General features: G+C 49.4%; 15 protein-coding genes. 6 read left to right on the forward strand and 9 right to left on the reverse strand.

Annotated elements, in window-relative coordinates:
* The first annotated feature begins 158 nt into the window (after positions 1 to 158).
* Positions 159 to 593 (forward strand): hypothetical protein, encoded by a 435-nt coding sequence (locus tag H6F76_RS09520; RefSeq protein WP_190507714.1) that lies wholly within the window; start codon positions 159 to 161, stop codon positions 591 to 593.
* Between the two features lie 123 nt (positions 594 to 716).
* Here H6F76_RS09520 and H6F76_RS09525 read toward each other — a convergent pair whose 3' ends face one another.
* From H6F76_RS09525 to upp, 3 genes are all read right to left on the reverse strand, one after another.
* Complete coding sequence (locus H6F76_RS09525; RefSeq protein WP_190448120.1) at positions 717 to 1,019, reverse strand: YggT family protein; 303 nt, start codon at positions 1,017 to 1,019, stop codon at positions 717 to 719.
* A 122-nt stretch (positions 1,020 to 1,141) separates the two neighbouring features.
* Positions 1,142 to 1,474 carry a hypothetical protein gene (locus tag H6F76_RS09530; RefSeq protein WP_190448122.1) on the reverse strand — a complete coding sequence of 111 codons (333 nt, stop codon included), beginning with the start codon at positions 1,472 to 1,474 and terminating at the stop codon, positions 1,142 to 1,144.
* Positions 1,475 to 1,611: 137 nt separating this feature from the next.
* On the reverse strand, positions 1,612 to 2,262 hold the full coding sequence (upp, locus tag H6F76_RS09535; protein ID WP_190507716.1) for a uracil phosphoribosyltransferase: 651 nt from the start codon (positions 2,260 to 2,262) through the stop codon (positions 1,612 to 1,614).
* A gap of 433 nt (positions 2,263 to 2,695) precedes the next feature.
* On the opposite strand from upp, the gene crtH reads away from it, so the two are divergent.
* On the forward strand, positions 2,696 to 4,255 hold the full coding sequence (crtH, locus tag H6F76_RS09540) for a carotenoid isomerase (protein ID WP_190507718.1): 1,560 nt from the start codon (positions 2,696 to 2,698) through the stop codon (positions 4,253 to 4,255).
* A gap of 23 nt (positions 4,256 to 4,278) precedes the next feature.
* Here the strand turns inward: crtH and H6F76_RS09545 are convergent, their stop codons facing one another.
* A complete protein-coding gene (locus H6F76_RS09545) occupies positions 4,279 to 4,482 on the reverse strand; it encodes a hypothetical protein (RefSeq protein WP_190507721.1) in 204 nt (67 codons plus the stop codon).
* Positions 4,483 to 5,143: 661 nt separating this feature from the next.
* On the opposite strand from H6F76_RS09545, the gene H6F76_RS09550 reads away from it, so the two are divergent.
* Complete coding sequence (locus H6F76_RS09550; protein ID WP_190448131.1) at positions 5,144 to 5,458, forward strand: Mo-dependent nitrogenase C-terminal domain-containing protein; 315 nt, start codon at positions 5,144 to 5,146, stop codon at positions 5,456 to 5,458.
* Positions 5,459 to 5,654: 196 nt separating this feature from the next.
* Here the strand turns inward: H6F76_RS09550 and cobW are convergent, their stop codons facing one another.
* The 3 genes from cobW to H6F76_RS09565 form a co-directional block, all read right to left on the reverse strand.
* Entirely contained in the window at positions 5,655 to 6,737 is a 1,083-nt protein-coding gene (cobW, locus tag H6F76_RS09555) for a cobalamin biosynthesis protein CobW (protein ID WP_190507723.1), read from the reverse strand.
* Between the two features lie 286 nt (positions 6,738 to 7,023).
* A complete protein-coding gene (locus H6F76_RS09560) occupies positions 7,024 to 7,740 on the reverse strand; it encodes a heme oxygenase (biliverdin-producing) (protein ID WP_190448135.1) in 717 nt (238 codons plus the stop codon).
* 297 nt (positions 7,741 to 8,037) lie between these two features.
* Positions 8,038 to 8,379 (reverse strand): NAD(P)H-quinone oxidoreductase subunit M, encoded by a 342-nt coding sequence (locus H6F76_RS09565; protein ID WP_190507725.1) that lies wholly within the window; start codon positions 8,377 to 8,379, stop codon positions 8,038 to 8,040.
* 465 nt (positions 8,380 to 8,844) lie between these two features.
* Between H6F76_RS09565 and coaE the strand changes: the two genes are divergently transcribed.
* Positions 8,845 to 9,501: a dephospho-CoA kinase gene (gene coaE / locus H6F76_RS09570; protein ID WP_190507727.1), complete on the forward strand. Its 657-nt coding sequence runs from the start codon at positions 8,845 to 8,847 to the stop codon at positions 9,499 to 9,501.
* 196 nt (positions 9,502 to 9,697) lie between these two features.
* Positions 9,698 to 10,264 carry a hypothetical protein gene (locus H6F76_RS09575; RefSeq protein ID WP_190507766.1) on the forward strand — a complete coding sequence of 189 codons (567 nt, stop codon included), beginning with the start codon at positions 9,698 to 9,700 and terminating at the stop codon, positions 10,262 to 10,264.
* 120 nt (positions 10,265 to 10,384) lie between these two features.
* On the opposite strand, the gene H6F76_RS09580 is transcribed toward H6F76_RS09575, so the two are convergent.
* Together H6F76_RS09580 and H6F76_RS09585 are read right to left on the reverse strand one after the other, a co-directional pair.
* A complete protein-coding gene (locus tag H6F76_RS09580) occupies positions 10,385 to 10,606 on the reverse strand; it encodes a hypothetical protein (protein WP_190448140.1) in 222 nt (73 codons plus the stop codon).
* 216 nt (positions 10,607 to 10,822) lie between these two features.
* Positions 10,823 to 12,229: a TldD/PmbA family protein gene (locus H6F76_RS09585; RefSeq protein ID WP_190507730.1), complete on the reverse strand. Its 1,407-nt coding sequence runs from the start codon at positions 12,227 to 12,229 to the stop codon at positions 10,823 to 10,825.
* 276 nt (positions 12,230 to 12,505) lie between these two features.
* On the opposite strand from H6F76_RS09585, the gene H6F76_RS09590 reads away from it, so the two are divergent.
* The gene (locus tag H6F76_RS09590; RefSeq protein WP_190507732.1) at positions 12,506 to 14,683 is read left to right on the forward strand and encodes a CapA family protein; all 2,178 of its coding nucleotides are present in this window, start codon (positions 12,506 to 12,508) and stop codon (positions 14,681 to 14,683) included.
* The last annotated feature ends 9 nt before the right edge of the window (positions 14,684 to 14,692 follow it).

The raw sequence follows: 14,692 nt of genomic DNA on the forward strand, positions 1-14,692 counted from the left end.
TATCAGCGATCGCCGAACATGAATTCTCTATTATGACAAACGTTTCAAAAAGCGTCCTCCAGGCTATTGAGGTTCGATTCAAGATAAGCTGAGACAGGGCTTCTGCGTGATGTAACGAAGTCGTCCATCCACCGTGTCTAGCTGTTGACCCATACCCTATGACATTTCGCGCGTTTGCCACTCTTTTTGCTACAGGTCTTTTGTGGTTGCTCACCACTTTGAGCACGCCGCCCGCCCTAGCACTTACCCAAATTAGGCTGTTCGACCTCTCTTACCATGAGTGCCCTGCTGAACTGTCCGATAAGCAGGAGAACAGTGGTGTTGCCAGCATCTTCCCCAACTGCTTCATCGTGACGGGAAAAACCGAAAATAAATTTGGCAAGCCTGTAGTCAACGCCGACATTTTTGGGCGTATCTACGATGCAAACAACGATTCTGTGATGCAAAATCGTACTCGTTTGGGAGCGATCGACGAAGTGCCGCCTGGTATTGGCACCTTTGATTTGAGAATTTCAGTGCCATCAAGTCAGCCAACACCACTAAAGCTAGAGCAGTTTAAGGCGGCTGGCTTCACGGGAACGGTTCGTCGCTAAGACTGGAAAAGCCTGCTCCGCATTCAAGAAAATGTGAGCAGGCTTTTGATGTGTTTGACTCAGCATATTCAAGTGCTAGAACAAATGCTAGAAGCGCTTGAGCAAGCAACTACAAGGAATATCCTAATACCCTACTTGTGAGCCAACGAGTAACTGAGCGATCAGCGGCAGAACAGTGGATTGAACTACTTGTAGAAGCAGCAATGCCAGAATTGCTGAGAAGTCAAGACCACCCAAAGGTGGAATGATGGAGCGGAAAATATTCAGGTATGGGTCAGTGAGTTGACTCAGAATAGAAAACGGTGGATCAAACCAGTTAATGTTGGGAAACCAGCTCAACAGAATCCGGATAAATAGTAGAGCCAGGTAGAAGCCAAGACAGTTCTGAATTACTTGAAACAATAGAAAGATGGGGTTGTCAAGCATAGAGGTATGTTTCCTTTTACAGCAAAGATGTTGGCATCTGGACTTAATTTAACGAATATCAGCAGCGATCGATCCAGGTAAGTTTATCACCTCATACCAGACGCGCTATTTCCAGGTAGTAGCTACAGTTCTCTAGCAGTCGATCGCGCTTCGGTAGAGCCATTCACCCCACCCAGTTGTTGACGCACATCGTCGATCGCATCATTTAATTGGGCAATTTTATCTTCCAGGCTGCGGCGGGCAACTTCCATTTCTGCCTGTTCGTCGGCTGCCTTCAGCGATCGCCGCTTTGCCCTACTGTCTTGAGGATCAGCCTGACTGCTACTTAACAGCGGTTCCTCAGACTGGGGGTTAAGTACCCTGGAGGCAACTACAGCACCCAACGCACCGCCAACGATGCCTCCAAACATAGCACCGAGTAAAAAGCCGCCCGAAAAATTGTCTCGCTGACTCATCGCTGCTCAAAATCCCACTTGCATCGCCAAATTTAACTCTTGCCTTGTTACCCCTAGCTTAACTGCTAGTGCCGCTAACGGCTAGCACTGTGAACAGGCTAAACACCTAGCCAAGCAAGTGCCTTAGATTAACATCATCACGTGCCAAAGGTGCGATCGCCAGCATCACCCAGCCCCGGTACGATAAAGCCACTCTCATTTAAACCTTCATCAATGCCAGCCGCGTAAATAGTGAGGCTAGGATACGCTGCACTCAGCTTCTGTAACGCTGTTGGAGCCACAACGACAGAAATAATACGTACCAGCGCTGGATCAACTCCTCGTTGGACTAACTCTGCCATCGCTGCAATGCTTGTTCCTCCCGTTGCTAGCATCGGTTCTGTAATTAAAACCCGCGTCTGTGGGGCGAAGTTCTCTGGCAGCTTGTTAAGGTAGCAGCTTGGCTCCAGAGTTTCTTCATTTCTGACAAACCCAATATGGTAAATCGACGCTAACGGCAGCAGTGCTTGGGCACCATCCAAGAGCGCCAGTCCCGCCCTCAGAATTGGCATCACTACAACGGGCACTGTTGGATCAATAAAGGTCGCTGGACAGGGAGCCAGCGGGGTATCGATCGTAGTTTCTTGAATTGGCAGCCAGTCGCGAATAGCTTCATAGGTCAACCAGCGACCTAACTCAGTCATGGCACTGCGAAAAAGCGTTGAAGGGGTTGACACATCGCGGGCTACAGCCAACCAATGCTGGATAAGGGGATGTGGCGGCACATAGACACGCAGTTGAAGAGTCATAGATTAGAAAAATCTGAGAAAGAATAGTCCAGCGGCGATCGGTCACAAGTTTGACTCATCATACTCTCTTACTACAACTCAGTTTGCACTTCTAGGCTCACTTGTAAACGGTAAGCCAAGGCGATCGCGCAGGTGCTTACTGCCCTTTTTCGATCATGCTGTAAGGCAATGACTTAGAGTTGACATAGATTCTCAACAAAGCTATGGTTATCTGAGTGTTCTCCTCTCTGAAGGATTAGCAGGGGGATTGGTCAGCAGCAGTAGACCGATCCCCTTTTTTTTTGATCCATTACTAGGATCGATTTCCCCTAACGCTTCTCTCTATGCTTAAAGAGCGAGGATTAGGCGGCTAGCTCTTACCGCGCAAGGCTTACTAGAGGCAGCAACTTCGGTAGACTGGTGAAAGTCTTCGTCGTGTCGATTGCGCTATTCTATGCCTTCATCTTCTCAATCCGCTTCAACGCCTGTTGCTGGGCAATCGCCGCTGTCACCAGCCGCTTCTACTGACTTTGACGCGATCGTGATTGGCTCGGGCATTGGGGGCTTAGTGACTGCCACACAGCTAGCAGCAAAGGGAGCCAGCGTCTTAGTGCTGGAGAGCTACCTGATTCCTGGCGGCAGTGCAGGCTATTTTGAACGGCAGGGTTATCGGTTTGACGTTGGCGCTTCGATGATTTTTGGCTTTGGTCAACAGGGTACGACCAATCTTCTCACTCGCGCTCTAGAAGCGGTGAACGTCAGTCTTGAAACGATTCCTGATCCTGTGCAAATTCACTATCATTTGCCCGACGGCTTAGAGCTAAAAGTACACAAAGACTATGAGAAGTTTTTGCAAGAGTTAACGGATCTGTTTCCTCATGAACAGAATGGCATTCGACAGTTTTACGATGAATGCTGGCGCGTGTTCAACTGCCTGAACGTGATGGATCTGCTGTCGCTAGAAGAACCGCGTTACCTTATGCGCGTCTTTTTTCAGCACCCGCTTGCCTGCTTGGGGCTAGTCAAATATCTACCCCAAAATGCTGGAGACATTGCCCGACGGTATATCAGTGATTCCGCGTTGCTGAAGTTTATTGATATGGAGTGCTATTGCTGGTCGGTTGTACCCGCCGATCGTACACCGATGATTAATGCGGGTATGGTGTTTAGCGATCGGCACTACGGCGGCATTAATTACCCCAAAGGTGGCGTAGGGCAGATTGCTCAGAAGCTAGTCGAAGGGCTAGAAAAATGCGGTGGGCAGATTCAGTACAAAGCTAGAGTGACCAAAATTTTGCAAACAAACGGACGTGCTACAGGGGTAGAACTGGCTTCTGGAAAACGTTACACCGCAAAGCGCATCATTTCTAATGCAACCCGCTGGGATACCTTCGAGAATCTGATTCCAGCGGCGCAGATGCCAACTTCAGAACGAAAATGGCAACGTCGCTATCAGCAGTCGCCAAGCTTTCTTAGCCTGCATCTGGGTGTTAAAGCCGAAGCACTATCGGCTGGGACTGAGTGCCATCACATCTTGCTAGAAGACTGGGAGCGCATGGAAGACGGTGAAGGCACCATTTTTGTCTCGATTCCAACGCTGCTTGATCCAACCTTAGCTCCTCCCGGTTATCACATCATTCACACTTTTACACCCAGTTGGTTTGACGATTGGCAGCATTTGTCGCCGACTGCCTACAAAGACCGCAAAGAGGCTGCCGCCGATCGCCTCATCCAACGGCTAGAGCGCATCTTTCCTCATCTCTCTACCCATCTGGATTATCAGGAGATCGGTACACCCCGCACCCATCGCCGCTTTCTTGGGCGCAACAACGGCACTTATGGACCGATCCCTCGTCACAAGCTGGCGGGTTTGTTGGGTATGCCCTTCAATCGCACAGCCGTTTCTGGTTTGTACTGCGTTGGTGACAGCACCTTTCCAGGACAGGGGTTGAACGCAGTTGCCTTTTCTGGCTTTGCCTGCGCTCATCGGGTCGCGGCTGATTTGGGATTTTAAGGCTTTTACAGCCGCTAACGCCCTCAATCTACTACTCGCAAACGACCCCTCCGCAGCAGTTCAAACACCCGATTAATTAACTCTTGCTCAGTCTGGTTAATACTCTTCTGGGAAAGTAAGGCGGACATAAACTGCTGCTGATCAGCACGGCTAATTTTGCCACAGGCTGTAATTTGATTCACCATCTGTTCAATATCTGGACGATGTAGATGAACGTCTTTTGTCATTGATGCACCCGGAACTATCGCACGCTGAGTTTATCAAATCTCTATGTCTGCGCGATCGCCTATTTTCTGTGATTACGATCACACAACAAGTTGTGCAATTGTTTTAGCGCTTTTTGTTTTTTCTAAAAAAGTAGCTTTGTGATTGCTTGCTACGCGTAGCTAGGAAAAAGTGCCTTTTCAGGTGTTATGCCGTTCTACAAAAACTGTGCTTAAGCAGCACAACATCAGCCGCTTGAAAAAATCTATAGGCTCTTTTCTGTCATCCCTTCTGCATTAACTTTGTGCTGCATGATGTCCAGAAGCCTTGTGCAGTGAGTTTTTTAGTAGCGATCGCTACAATTGTCTCTTTTGCTAAACATAATAGGGTGCTGTTAAGTCGATCGCGGCTTAACTGTAGTTTTCACTAATTAACTTTGCTATCGAGATTAAAGTTTGCTTGGGGCGAATCAGCGCCTTAAGCTCTGCGATCGTTCTACCAAATTTACTAGAAATTTATTTGAAAATGAGCCTTTCTATTCTTAGCTTTACGGAAAAAAAGCTCCTGATTTGTATCTTATAGGGAGGAACAATCAATCAGCTACAACATCAAAGCTTGTAGGTGGCTGTATCAACGATTAAGAGCAGACACAGATTGAGAACATACAGACAAGTGAGGTTTACGATGTCTGATTCACAACTAGCCTTTCATTCCACCCTGCCCTCAGCCAAAGCTGCACCACATACTCTCTGCATCGATGTGCTGCAACCCGTTCGCCAGTGGCTTGACCGTCTTGCAATTAACGATCCAAAGCTTGCCCGTCTTTTATACAAAGTAATTCCTGGTCAGTGCCCCTTCGAGCGAGATATCATCCTTTTTGGTCGCAAACTGGCTCACATTCCACCTCTCTGCAAACTGAACCCTCTTTACGACCAGTTAGTCGGCTTGCGCTTTCGTTCGATGTGCTATCTGGTTGATGTCTGCGGGGAGACGGTTTAGAAGGCAGGAGGCTAAAGGCTACTAAAGGTTTGGTCAGTAGTTAGAAGCTGAGAGCCAGAGTTACAGAAATTTTCTACGGATAGCTACAGTTTTCTATCAGTGAGTAATCAGTGAGTGAAAGAGTGATGGGGTGAAGAGTATGGCTTAGGCAAGCGGAAGTAGCTGTAGCTTATCCTTCATCCCTTATCCCCTCCCTTCACCCTGGCAAAGCGGTTAATTGACTCTCAATGCGGCTTGCATCCAACGCGCGACCGATGAAGACCAGACGGGTCTGTTTTGCTTCTTCAGGCTGCCAGGGGCGATCGTAAAACTGGTCAAAGCGCTTGCCTACACCTTGCATCACCAGCCGCATTGGTTTTTGGGGCACAGCGACAAAGCCTTTGATACGGTAAATTTCTTGCTCTTGTACTAGCGTTTCTAGTTGCTTTCTCAGTAGGGCAGGGTCAAAGGCGCGATCAAGGATCAGGTGCGCTGAAGTAATCTCATCATCGTGATCGTGGTCTTCTTCTTCATCATGGTGGCTAGGGCGAGATTCTAAGTTTGCTTCGACCGCCGCTTGAAAGCCAAGTAGGATATCTGGATCAAGTTGACCGTGACGACTAGACACAATTTTGACGGCTCTGGGAAGCTCTTGAAGGACAAGCTGTTCAACGTCGGCTTGGGTTGCTGCATCGACCAAATCGGCTTTGTTAAGGATTACCAGATCGGCGCAAGCAAGCTGGTCTTCAAACAGTTCTTGAATCGGTGTTTCGTGATCAAGGCTTGGATCGGCTTGGCGTTGCGCTTCTAAGGCTTTGAGGTCAGTAGCGATCGTTCCAGTTGAAACTGCTTCGCAATCGACTACTGTGATCACGCCATCAACTGTTACCGCATGGCTAATTTCGTGCCAGCGAAACGCTTTGATCAGCGGCTTGGGCAGTGCAAGCCCAGAAGTTTCAATGAGAATGCAGTCTAGACTATCTCTGCGCTTAAGTAGCTCTAACATGACGGGCAGAAATTCTTCCTGCACAGTACAGCAGAGACAACCATTGGTTAATTCCACGATGTCGGGTGGGCGAGATGTAATAGTTGTCTGTGAAGCCGTTTCATCAGCAGGGGTTTCTTCATCACAGACTTGGCACGATCGCAGTAAGTCACCATCAATCCCCAATTCGCCAAACTCGTTGACCAGTACGGCAATACGTCTGCCCTGATTATTTTGCAGCAGATGCCGAATCAGCGTTGTTTTGCCGCTGCCGAGAAAGCCTGTGATGATAGTGACGGGGATTTTTGCTGCCATTTGGGGGAGGTGAGGAATGAGGAGTAAGGAGGAAGCGGGAGAGATAGGGAAGCAGAGGGGGAAGTTTTAGGTTTTGAGTAGTGTTGCTAGAGAGGTTTGAGCTGATTCTAACTAAGACTTCTTAGTCTTTAGCTTTTAGTCTTTAGCTTTTAGCCTTTAGCCTTCTGCCTTTAGCCTTCTGTCTTCAAACTACGAATCCTGAAGGCTTGATAGCGTTTTAACCACCAAGCCCCCAGGATTCTAAAGGTAATGCAGTAAAATGATTGAGATCTGACAAAGGTACTGCTTAGTCTGCCGTTGCTAGCTCGGTACTGCCACGACTGCGGCGGCGAGTAAGGGTATTGAACAGCATGGCTCCGATCGCCTTGATCAGGTTGCCTTCTAGTTCTTGGAACAACTTCATGTTCATGCCAAAAGCGGCATTAGCTTCATCCACAATGCGGTCAGCGGTAGCATCATCGATCGGCAAATCATTCATTGCCTGCCGATAGGTTGCTTTAAACTGCTTTTCGTCAGGAATGCCCTTGAACTCATAAAAAGCGGTACCGTTGCCATCTGAAAGGTTCATACCGCGTTCGGCAATGCCTTTCAAAATCTGCCCACCCGATAGGTCGCCTAGGTAACGAGTATAGGAGTGAGCAATCAGCAGTTCGGGAGCAGTGTTAGAGATTTCACGAATGCGCTGAATATAAGCTTCAGCAGCCGAAGAAGGGGCTACTTGATCTCGCCAGTTAGGACCGTAGTAGTAATGCAAGTCTTGCTCTAAGGCTGCTTTACGGTTTAGCTCTGGGAAGTAAATTTTGGCAAGCAACGGATGCTGTTGATGCCGCTCCATCTCTTCTTCCATGGCGGAATAGACAAAGTAGAGATTTGAAACCAGCTTGCGGTAGGAGTTCTTCTCAACAACTCCCTTTAAAAAGCATTTTACAAAACCGACGTTTTCAGCCATTGAGTGAGACTTTTTCGTCCCCTCACGCAGCTTGGTTGCTAAATTACTGCTCATGCTAAATCTTCTAAAGCTTACGTTGACTGGATGGTAACTGATGCGCGATCGGTGAGCGCGATGAACCTCGCCAGTAGCCACCCACTTGTTACGGTAGACTGATTTGATGAGAATTTTTATTAAAAAATCTAAAGCAAATGCGCCTACTGTTAAACGTTTGTGAGTGAAAAAGAGGTGATGTTGCAAAGAGAAGAAGCGCAGAGTAAGCAGAATGAAAGATGCGCCTCAAGTCTGTTCTCTAACAGAGATAGGTGCGTAAAATTGCATTACTATTCAGCGATCGCTTAACAAGCATCATTAGCCTTCACTCGGCACTACACGGGGCTGGCCCATGCTGTAGTTGAGCACGCGGCTGTTGAGGTTATAAGAAATGTCGCCTTTTTGCAGGAGCGCTCGCACAAAATGCTCTAGATCAGAACCAATACGACGCAGGTTGTAGTCTGTCAGGTCAGCCCCGCCGTAGGATTCGACTAACTCGTCAAACTTGCGATAAACCTTCTGTACTGCTTCTTCACTCCAGTTGAATTCGTTGTCTGGGTCAATGTCAAGTGTCAAAACATTGTCATTGGGGACTAGCTCGTTATTTTCAACCACAGCCGTAAAGATATGGATGTGACGAGTAGTAGATTTGAGCAACATGGCATAAACTCCGCTGAACTGGATGTGTAGTGAGTTGATTTCGGGGGTGACTGTTCTAAACGTTATTGTAAGGGGCAGTCTTGTTAGTTGCCGAGTGCTTTAGAGAAGCAAAACTGACTGATGCAGTAAGGGCGATCGATAGAAGGGTGCTATGTACCATTAAAAGCCTACTTGAAAACTGTCATACGATCGCTTGGCTCAGTCCATATCGTCACTGATCACTAACAGAGCAATCACTGATTGCATCTGCTTAAATCAGGGCACGATCATGCAGATTCCGTCAGATTCTAGCTCCTTGAGCAGAAAACTGGCAGAATCAAAGAGGTGCAGCAGCAGTTGCGACCTTATTGCTCTTTTAGAACTTTAGACAAGCTGCTTTAACTACCAACCCCCTTTTGTAACCGCCCCTTCAATGAGGGAGTACTTGCTGGCAAACCACCTCGAGACTTTCCAGGTGTCTAATTTATGAATACTCACAGCAATCAAGCTCACCCCCCTCAACGCATCATTGGTCTTGCAGGGGGCATTGGGATGGGTAAAACAACTGTCTCAAATTATTTGGCAACAGTTCACCAATTGCCTGTTCTGGATGCCGATATCTACTCTAGAGAGGCTGTTGCGCCAGGGTCGCCTGTACTTGGTGAGGTGGTAGAGCGCTATGGTTCTGGGTTGTTGCTGCCTGATAAGACGCTGGATCGACATCGATTGGGCGATATCATCTTTAGCAGTCCACCAGAGCGACTGTGGTTAGAGCAGCGGATTCACCCTTATGTCCGCGATCGTTTGGTGGCAGGTATGCACACGCTGTCTACAGAGATACCGCCGCATCCCACTATTGTCCTGGTGATTCCGCTCCTGTTTGAGGCGCGCATGACTGATCTGGTGACTGAAACCTGGGTGGTGCGTTGTCCGCCAGAGCAGCAGCTAGAACGGCTGATGCAGCGCGATCACCTGAGTTTGCAGCAGGCTCGTGCCCGTATTGACAGCCAGATGTCGATTCAAAAGAAGGCGACTTATGCTGATCTGGTGCTAGATAACACCTCGACGCTGGAGCATCTGTTTCAGCAAGTGGATGCTGGACTGGCACAAATACCCGTTCGCTTGACCGTACCACGCGGGTAATAGCGTCTTTGGGCGTAAAAGGGGCGAGCGATCGCCAGCAATTGTAGCGTATGGCGACAGTTCCTGTTTTGGGTTGAACTTTGGACGATAATTGACTGAAGACAAAACTGTGGGGCTGCCCCTTTCCACTTCTACCGTTTATAAATCACTAACCTGGAATACACCAACGCTTGCAGGTTTCTATCGAGACTTTTATATGGGCGCGACGCTGCAACAAATTGCTCGCTATTTAGACAACAAAGGCTGGAAATATAAGCTTGACGAGGATGAATGCCATATCCTCACTGGCGTTTATGCTGAAAACATTCCCGAATTCCTCATCGTGATTCAGCTTGATGAAGACGGTGAGTTTTTTGAACTCTTCGCACCACGAGTCCTTTCTGGGGTTAATAACCATCCACATAAAGCAGCCATCCTTCAGACAATGCTCTGCATTTCCTGGGAAACCAAAATGCTGCAATGGGAGTATGACCCTTCAGACGGTGAAATTCGCGCCATCATTGAATTTCCGTTAGAGGACTCTACCCTAACCGAGCGACAGTTCAATCGCTGTTTGTATAGCCTGGTAGAGTTAGTTGATGAAATTGCACTGCCACGTCTGAAAACCGTTATGGAAACGGGTGAAGATCCCGGTGATGTCACTGAAGGGGAACGGCTGTTGCTAAAGCTGCAAGAAGAATCGCCAGGGCTGCTAGACGTACTCGAACGCGCTATGGAAGCCCGGAAACGTCGCGGTCGCTTATCACCTTCCAACGAGGACTAAACGGCTGCGGCTAAACAATGACTGTGGCTAAACGATTAAGAAGGCTAGGTAGCTGAAAAAGTAGGATAGTAGACGATCGCGCTACTTACAGTCTCCAGCACACTTAATTCTCCAGCATACCTAAGTCTCCAGTGCACACTGAGGAAAACGCCCGTGCCGATTTGCCTCAACGACTGCATTGCGACATTCTAGTAAGCTAGCACCTGTTTTGCGCGAAAGCTCTTGAAGGCTGATGACAGGGTAGCTTGCTGGTGGTGCTGCCAGGTAAAGCTCGTAGGCAACATCTAAGACTTTACCGTTGAGCATCAAAGGGCGGACGGTAGCCTCTAGAACGTTAAACATAAGACCTCATGCATCAACACGATTTGCTTATTTTTAATCAAGCTAGAGCGATTAGCGTCTATCGCCAGTCACGTTTTGCCCAGGTTTAGTGCTGTGCCCAATGGTGTAATAATCTGGCTCGATCGCCTCTACCTTTTGAGACACCTCCTGCCAACTTGGCTACGTTGAGACAGACGCAAACGTTTCGTGAATAGACGCTAAAAGCCGCTTCTGCCCTTACTCTTCGTCTAATGCTTCTCCACCAACAACAACGTTGCGAATGCGTAAACTGGGACCACCGCAACCAACGGGTAAGCCACTTTGTCCACCTTTGCCACAACCGCCTGATTCGTCCCAGAAGAAGTCGTCGCCGATCGCCTCAATGTCGCCCAGGGTTGTGAAGGCATTACCGGATAGAGTTACGTCACGCACCGGTTCTGCCACTTCACCATTGCGAATCATCCATGCCTCGCCAGCTGTAAAGGTAAACATTTCGCCGTTGGTCATACCGCCTAGCCAGTTGCGGGCGTATACCCCTTCTTGAATGCCGTTAAATAGATCGGCGACAGGGGTTTGACCACGTTCGATCCACGTATTGGTCATACGAACGATCGGTGGATAGTGATAATTTAGGCAGCGGGCGTTACCTGTTGCAAGCTCGCCCAGTTTTCCAGCGGTTTCGCGGGAGTGTAGCCGTCCTACCAACATGCCATCTTTGATCAACTGAGTGGTGGTTGCAGGCGTGCCCTCATCGTCATAAAAATAGCTGCCGCGATGACCAGCAGGTGCCGCACCGTCAAAAATTTGCAGATCCGATGGACCAAACTGCCGACCAAGGCTCATAACTTCCATCAGATCGGGGTTTTCGTAGGTCATGTCGGCTTCCGAAAGGTGCCCAAAGGATTCATGCACAAACAGTCCAGTGAGGACAGGGTCAATAACGACAGTGTAGGTGTTGCCCCGCACGGGTGGCAGTGCCAGTGAATCAACCGCTCGTTGAGCGGCATTGCGAACTTGAGCATCCAGTCCTACCAAATCTTCGTACGCCTTGCGGGAACCAGTAGTCTCGCGTCCGGTTTGAACCGTTTCGCCATTACGCGCGGTGGCAGCAAACCGCATTTCCATATCTACCCAGGACTGCTCTAGCAACGTGCCTTCTGAGGTGGCAAGGATAACGTGCTGGGCGCTGTCACCATACCGGATCGAGGTGGTCGTAATATGGGGGCTGATGCTGCGAAGAATGTCGCTGTAATGCTGACAGAGTGCTTTCTTCTGCGCCAAGGGGATATGGCGGGGATCAGTGCCCGTTAATGGTAGGGTGCAGGTTGTTTGAATGGGAGGAATAGGTGCCAGCAAGGTTTCTTCTTCGCCAACTAGTCGGGCAGCGACGATCGCTTCTTCAATGCGATCGCTCAACGTCGAAAGCTGATTGAAACTGGCAAAACCCCAGCCGCCTTTGTGGCAAGCTCTTACCTGCCCACCGATCGCAATCCCTTCTGTCAACGTTTCAATTTTGTCACTCCGCAGAAAAATGTCTGCTCCTTCAGCAGCTTCGAGGCGTACTGCTAGATAATCGACGCGAGAGCGATAGCGTGCAATTAAGTCTGAGAGCAAATCTTTGATATTGGCGGGCAATGTAGCCATGTCAAACGGTTGTGATAGTAACAGTCTTCATTCTGCAATCAATTACGGCTGGTTAGTAAAAAGTAAAACAGTCGCCGCTAAATGCAAGGCTTAATGTAGGACATGAGGGGAGGAACTGGAACGATCCTTAAGATTTAGGCAGTTTGCTGGCGATCGTATGCCGAAAGTTAGAGATTATAGAGTATTAATGAACTAACCATTGTGGTGATTCATGCTGAGTGATAGCAGAATGCTGCAAGGTTACGGTGTGATGCGGCAGAGTGAGGTCAGAGATTCATGGTTTATACAGATAGCGTTCACCACCCATCGCTAGTAGAACTGGCACGGGCGGGAAATTTTCAGGCGATCGCGCATTGGCTCAACGCTGTGTTGCTGCCGCATGGTATTCGTGCCTATGTAGGTGGCATTCGTCCAGGCTGTTTGAGAGTGTTGATCGAATTACCGCTGCCGCCCTCACAGCGCGAGCTTGCTGAGTCGGGACGCACTGAACTGATCCACTTCATCTGTCATCGCATCTGGAAGCTGAATTCAGCTCAAATTGAGGGCATTCGCATTGCTGGCAAGTTGATGCATGAGCAAGCGCCAGTGTGGGAGCAAAGTGTACGGGTAGTTTCGCCAGCGCGTCGTGCCCGCAAACAACGATCGCAGCACCTTCGCACCCAGCTTCGTCAAACCGCGCAACAGCGATCGCAGCTTAAAACCATGCGGTCAATGCTGATTAGCGGACCACCGATTTTTGCGTTCGTGTTTGGCTGTGTGCTGGGCTTTTCCAAAGCGCCCTCTGAGCAAACCAACGCGACCGCCTCTTCCTCGTTACCAAAAGCAAACCCCAGCCCTACATCTCTTCGTCCTAACACGGTACAGGCAGCGTTAGAAACGGTGTCTGTTGTCAAGCACGATCGCGTTCCCGACCCTAAAGACCCTACCGTTACACTGACGTTTGCGGGTGATGTAACGCTGTCGGACCATTTTGCCGATGCGATTGGAAAAGACTATGAGCGCACCTTTGCCAACATGGATGAGTACCGCAAGGCAGATCTAGGTATGGTGAACCTGGAAAACCCGTTGACGCGGGCTACGATTCCGCTGCCAGATAAGGAATTTAACTTCAAAGCTGATCCTGATGCAGTAAAGGTCTTGACTAGCGGCGGTGTTAGTCTGGTGAACCTGGCAAACAATCACGCGATGGATTATCAAGAACCTGGGCTAGTAGAGACGCTAGACACGCTGAAACAAGCAGGCATTGCCCACGTTGGCGCAGGACGAAACGTAAAAGAAGCCCGTCGCCCCGAAATCATCGACGTGAAAGGTCAGCGGGTTGCTTACTTTGGCTACTATGGCGCGGATTTTGAAAGTGCGAGTGAAACCAGGGCTGGCACCAACTATGCGGATGAGCAGCGCATTGCAGAAGATATAAAAGCCGTTCGTAGCCAGGTGGATTGGGTGATTGTGAACTACCACTGGGGTGAAGAACTAGCGACCCATCCCGCTGACTGGCAGATAAACCTGGCGCATTTTTCGATCGACCAAGGTGCAGATGTGGTCGTGGGGCATCATCCCCATGTGCTACAGGGTGCAGAAATTTACAAAGGTCGCCCGATCGCCTACTCAATGGGTAATTTTATCTTTGGCGGCAATCCTCGCAGCGATTATGATACCGCTGTTCTGAAGGTTGCTCTTAAAGACAAGCAAATGAAAGTCGAATTTGTGCCGGTGGAAGTGCGGGGCTACCAGCCGAGAGTTGCTAGCGAACGCAGCGCCGAGATTCTGAACCAGATTGCCGATCGCTCCAGCGGTTTTCAGGAACCAATGCGATCGCCCATTGCGCTCGATGCCCGACCAGGCGTTGCTGGAGCGACTGCCGCTACAACAACTGAGTCACCGAATTTACCTGCTACTACGCCCTCTGACGCAACTGAACCAGCGACCGAATCAGCACCTGATATGTCGCTTCCAGTCGAATCAACTGCGCCAGCTTCAACTGACAGTGAGACGGATCGTCAGATGGAGCAGGCGGCTCCCTTGCCAGCAAAAAAACGTTCTGGCTTCGCCAATCCGACTGATTCGTTCATCACTTCGCCCGATCGCACTCCGTTTAACTCCAGCCAGCCAGAATCTAGTGATTCACCAGTGAACTCACCCTCGGATGCAATGGTGCCTGCGACTGAACCTGCACAGCCAGATGCCGCCACGCCTGCCACGTTAGACCACTCAGCGTTACCAGGACGGCTCTTAAGCGCACTGCCAGTTGCTCACCGTCAACCTGTTCGTCAGCCCGTTACAGCTAGCACTGCGGTTCCGGCATCCAGCGCTCGATCGCAAAACGAGACAGCACAGCAGCCTTCTGCCCGTCGCCAAACCGCCAAAAAGCACCGTCAGGATTGGGTTGCTTCCGAACACGTTGGTGCCGAATTAATTCCAGATGTGTCATTATTGGCAGCGATGGCATGGTGAGGTCTTTGG

The organism is Leptolyngbya sp. FACHB-321 (genome assembly GCF_014695975.1).
Taxonomy (GTDB): Bacteria; Cyanobacteriota; Cyanobacteriia; order Leptolyngbyales; family Leptolyngbyaceae; genus Stenomitos.

Coding starts and splice junctions, on each gene's coding strand:
- H6F76_RS09585 (WP_190507730.1), bottom strand. CDS start 12,229: ATGGCTACATTGCCCGCCAATATCAAAGATTTGCTCTCAGACTTAATT.
- H6F76_RS09565 (WP_190507725.1), bottom strand. CDS start 8,379: ATGTTGCTCAAATCTACTACTCGTCACATCCATATCTTTACGGCTGTG.
- H6F76_RS09550 (WP_190448131.1), top strand. CDS start 5,144: ATGTCTGATTCACAACTAGCCTTTCATTCCACCCTGCCCTCAGCCAAA.
- cobW (WP_190507723.1), bottom strand. CDS start 6,737: ATGGCAGCAAAAATCCCCGTCACTATCATCACAGGCTTTCTCGGCAGC.
- H6F76_RS09580 (WP_190448140.1), bottom strand. CDS start 10,606: ATGTTTAACGTTCTAGAGGCTACCGTCCGCCCTTTGATGCTCAACGGT.
- coaE (WP_190507727.1), top strand. CDS start 8,845: ATGAATACTCACAGCAATCAAGCTCACCCCCCTCAACGCATCATTGGT.
- upp (WP_190507716.1), bottom strand. CDS start 2,262: ATGACTCTTCAACTGCGTGTCTATGTGCCGCCACATCCCCTTATCCAG.
- H6F76_RS09545 (WP_190507721.1), bottom strand. CDS start 4,482: ATGACAAAAGACGTTCATCTACATCGTCCAGATATTGAACAGATGGTG.
- H6F76_RS09560 (WP_190448135.1), bottom strand. CDS start 7,740: ATGAGCAGTAATTTAGCAACCAAGCTGCGTGAGGGGACGAAAAAGTCT.
- H6F76_RS09575 (WP_190507766.1), top strand. CDS start 9,698: ATGGGCGCGACGCTGCAACAAATTGCTCGCTATTTAGACAACAAAGGC.
- H6F76_RS09525 (WP_190448120.1), bottom strand. CDS start 1,019: ATGCTTGACAACCCCATCTTTCTATTGTTTCAAGTAATTCAGAACTGT.
- H6F76_RS09590 (WP_190507732.1), top strand. CDS start 12,506: ATGGTTTATACAGATAGCGTTCACCACCCATCGCTAGTAGAACTGGCA.
- crtH (WP_190507718.1), top strand. CDS start 2,696: ATGCCTTCATCTTCTCAATCCGCTTCAACGCCTGTTGCTGGGCAATCG.
- H6F76_RS09530 (WP_190448122.1), bottom strand. CDS start 1,474: ATGAGTCAGCGAGACAATTTTTCGGGCGGCTTTTTACTCGGTGCTATG.
- H6F76_RS09520 (WP_190507714.1), top strand. CDS start 159: ATGACATTTCGCGCGTTTGCCACTCTTTTTGCTACAGGTCTTTTGTGG.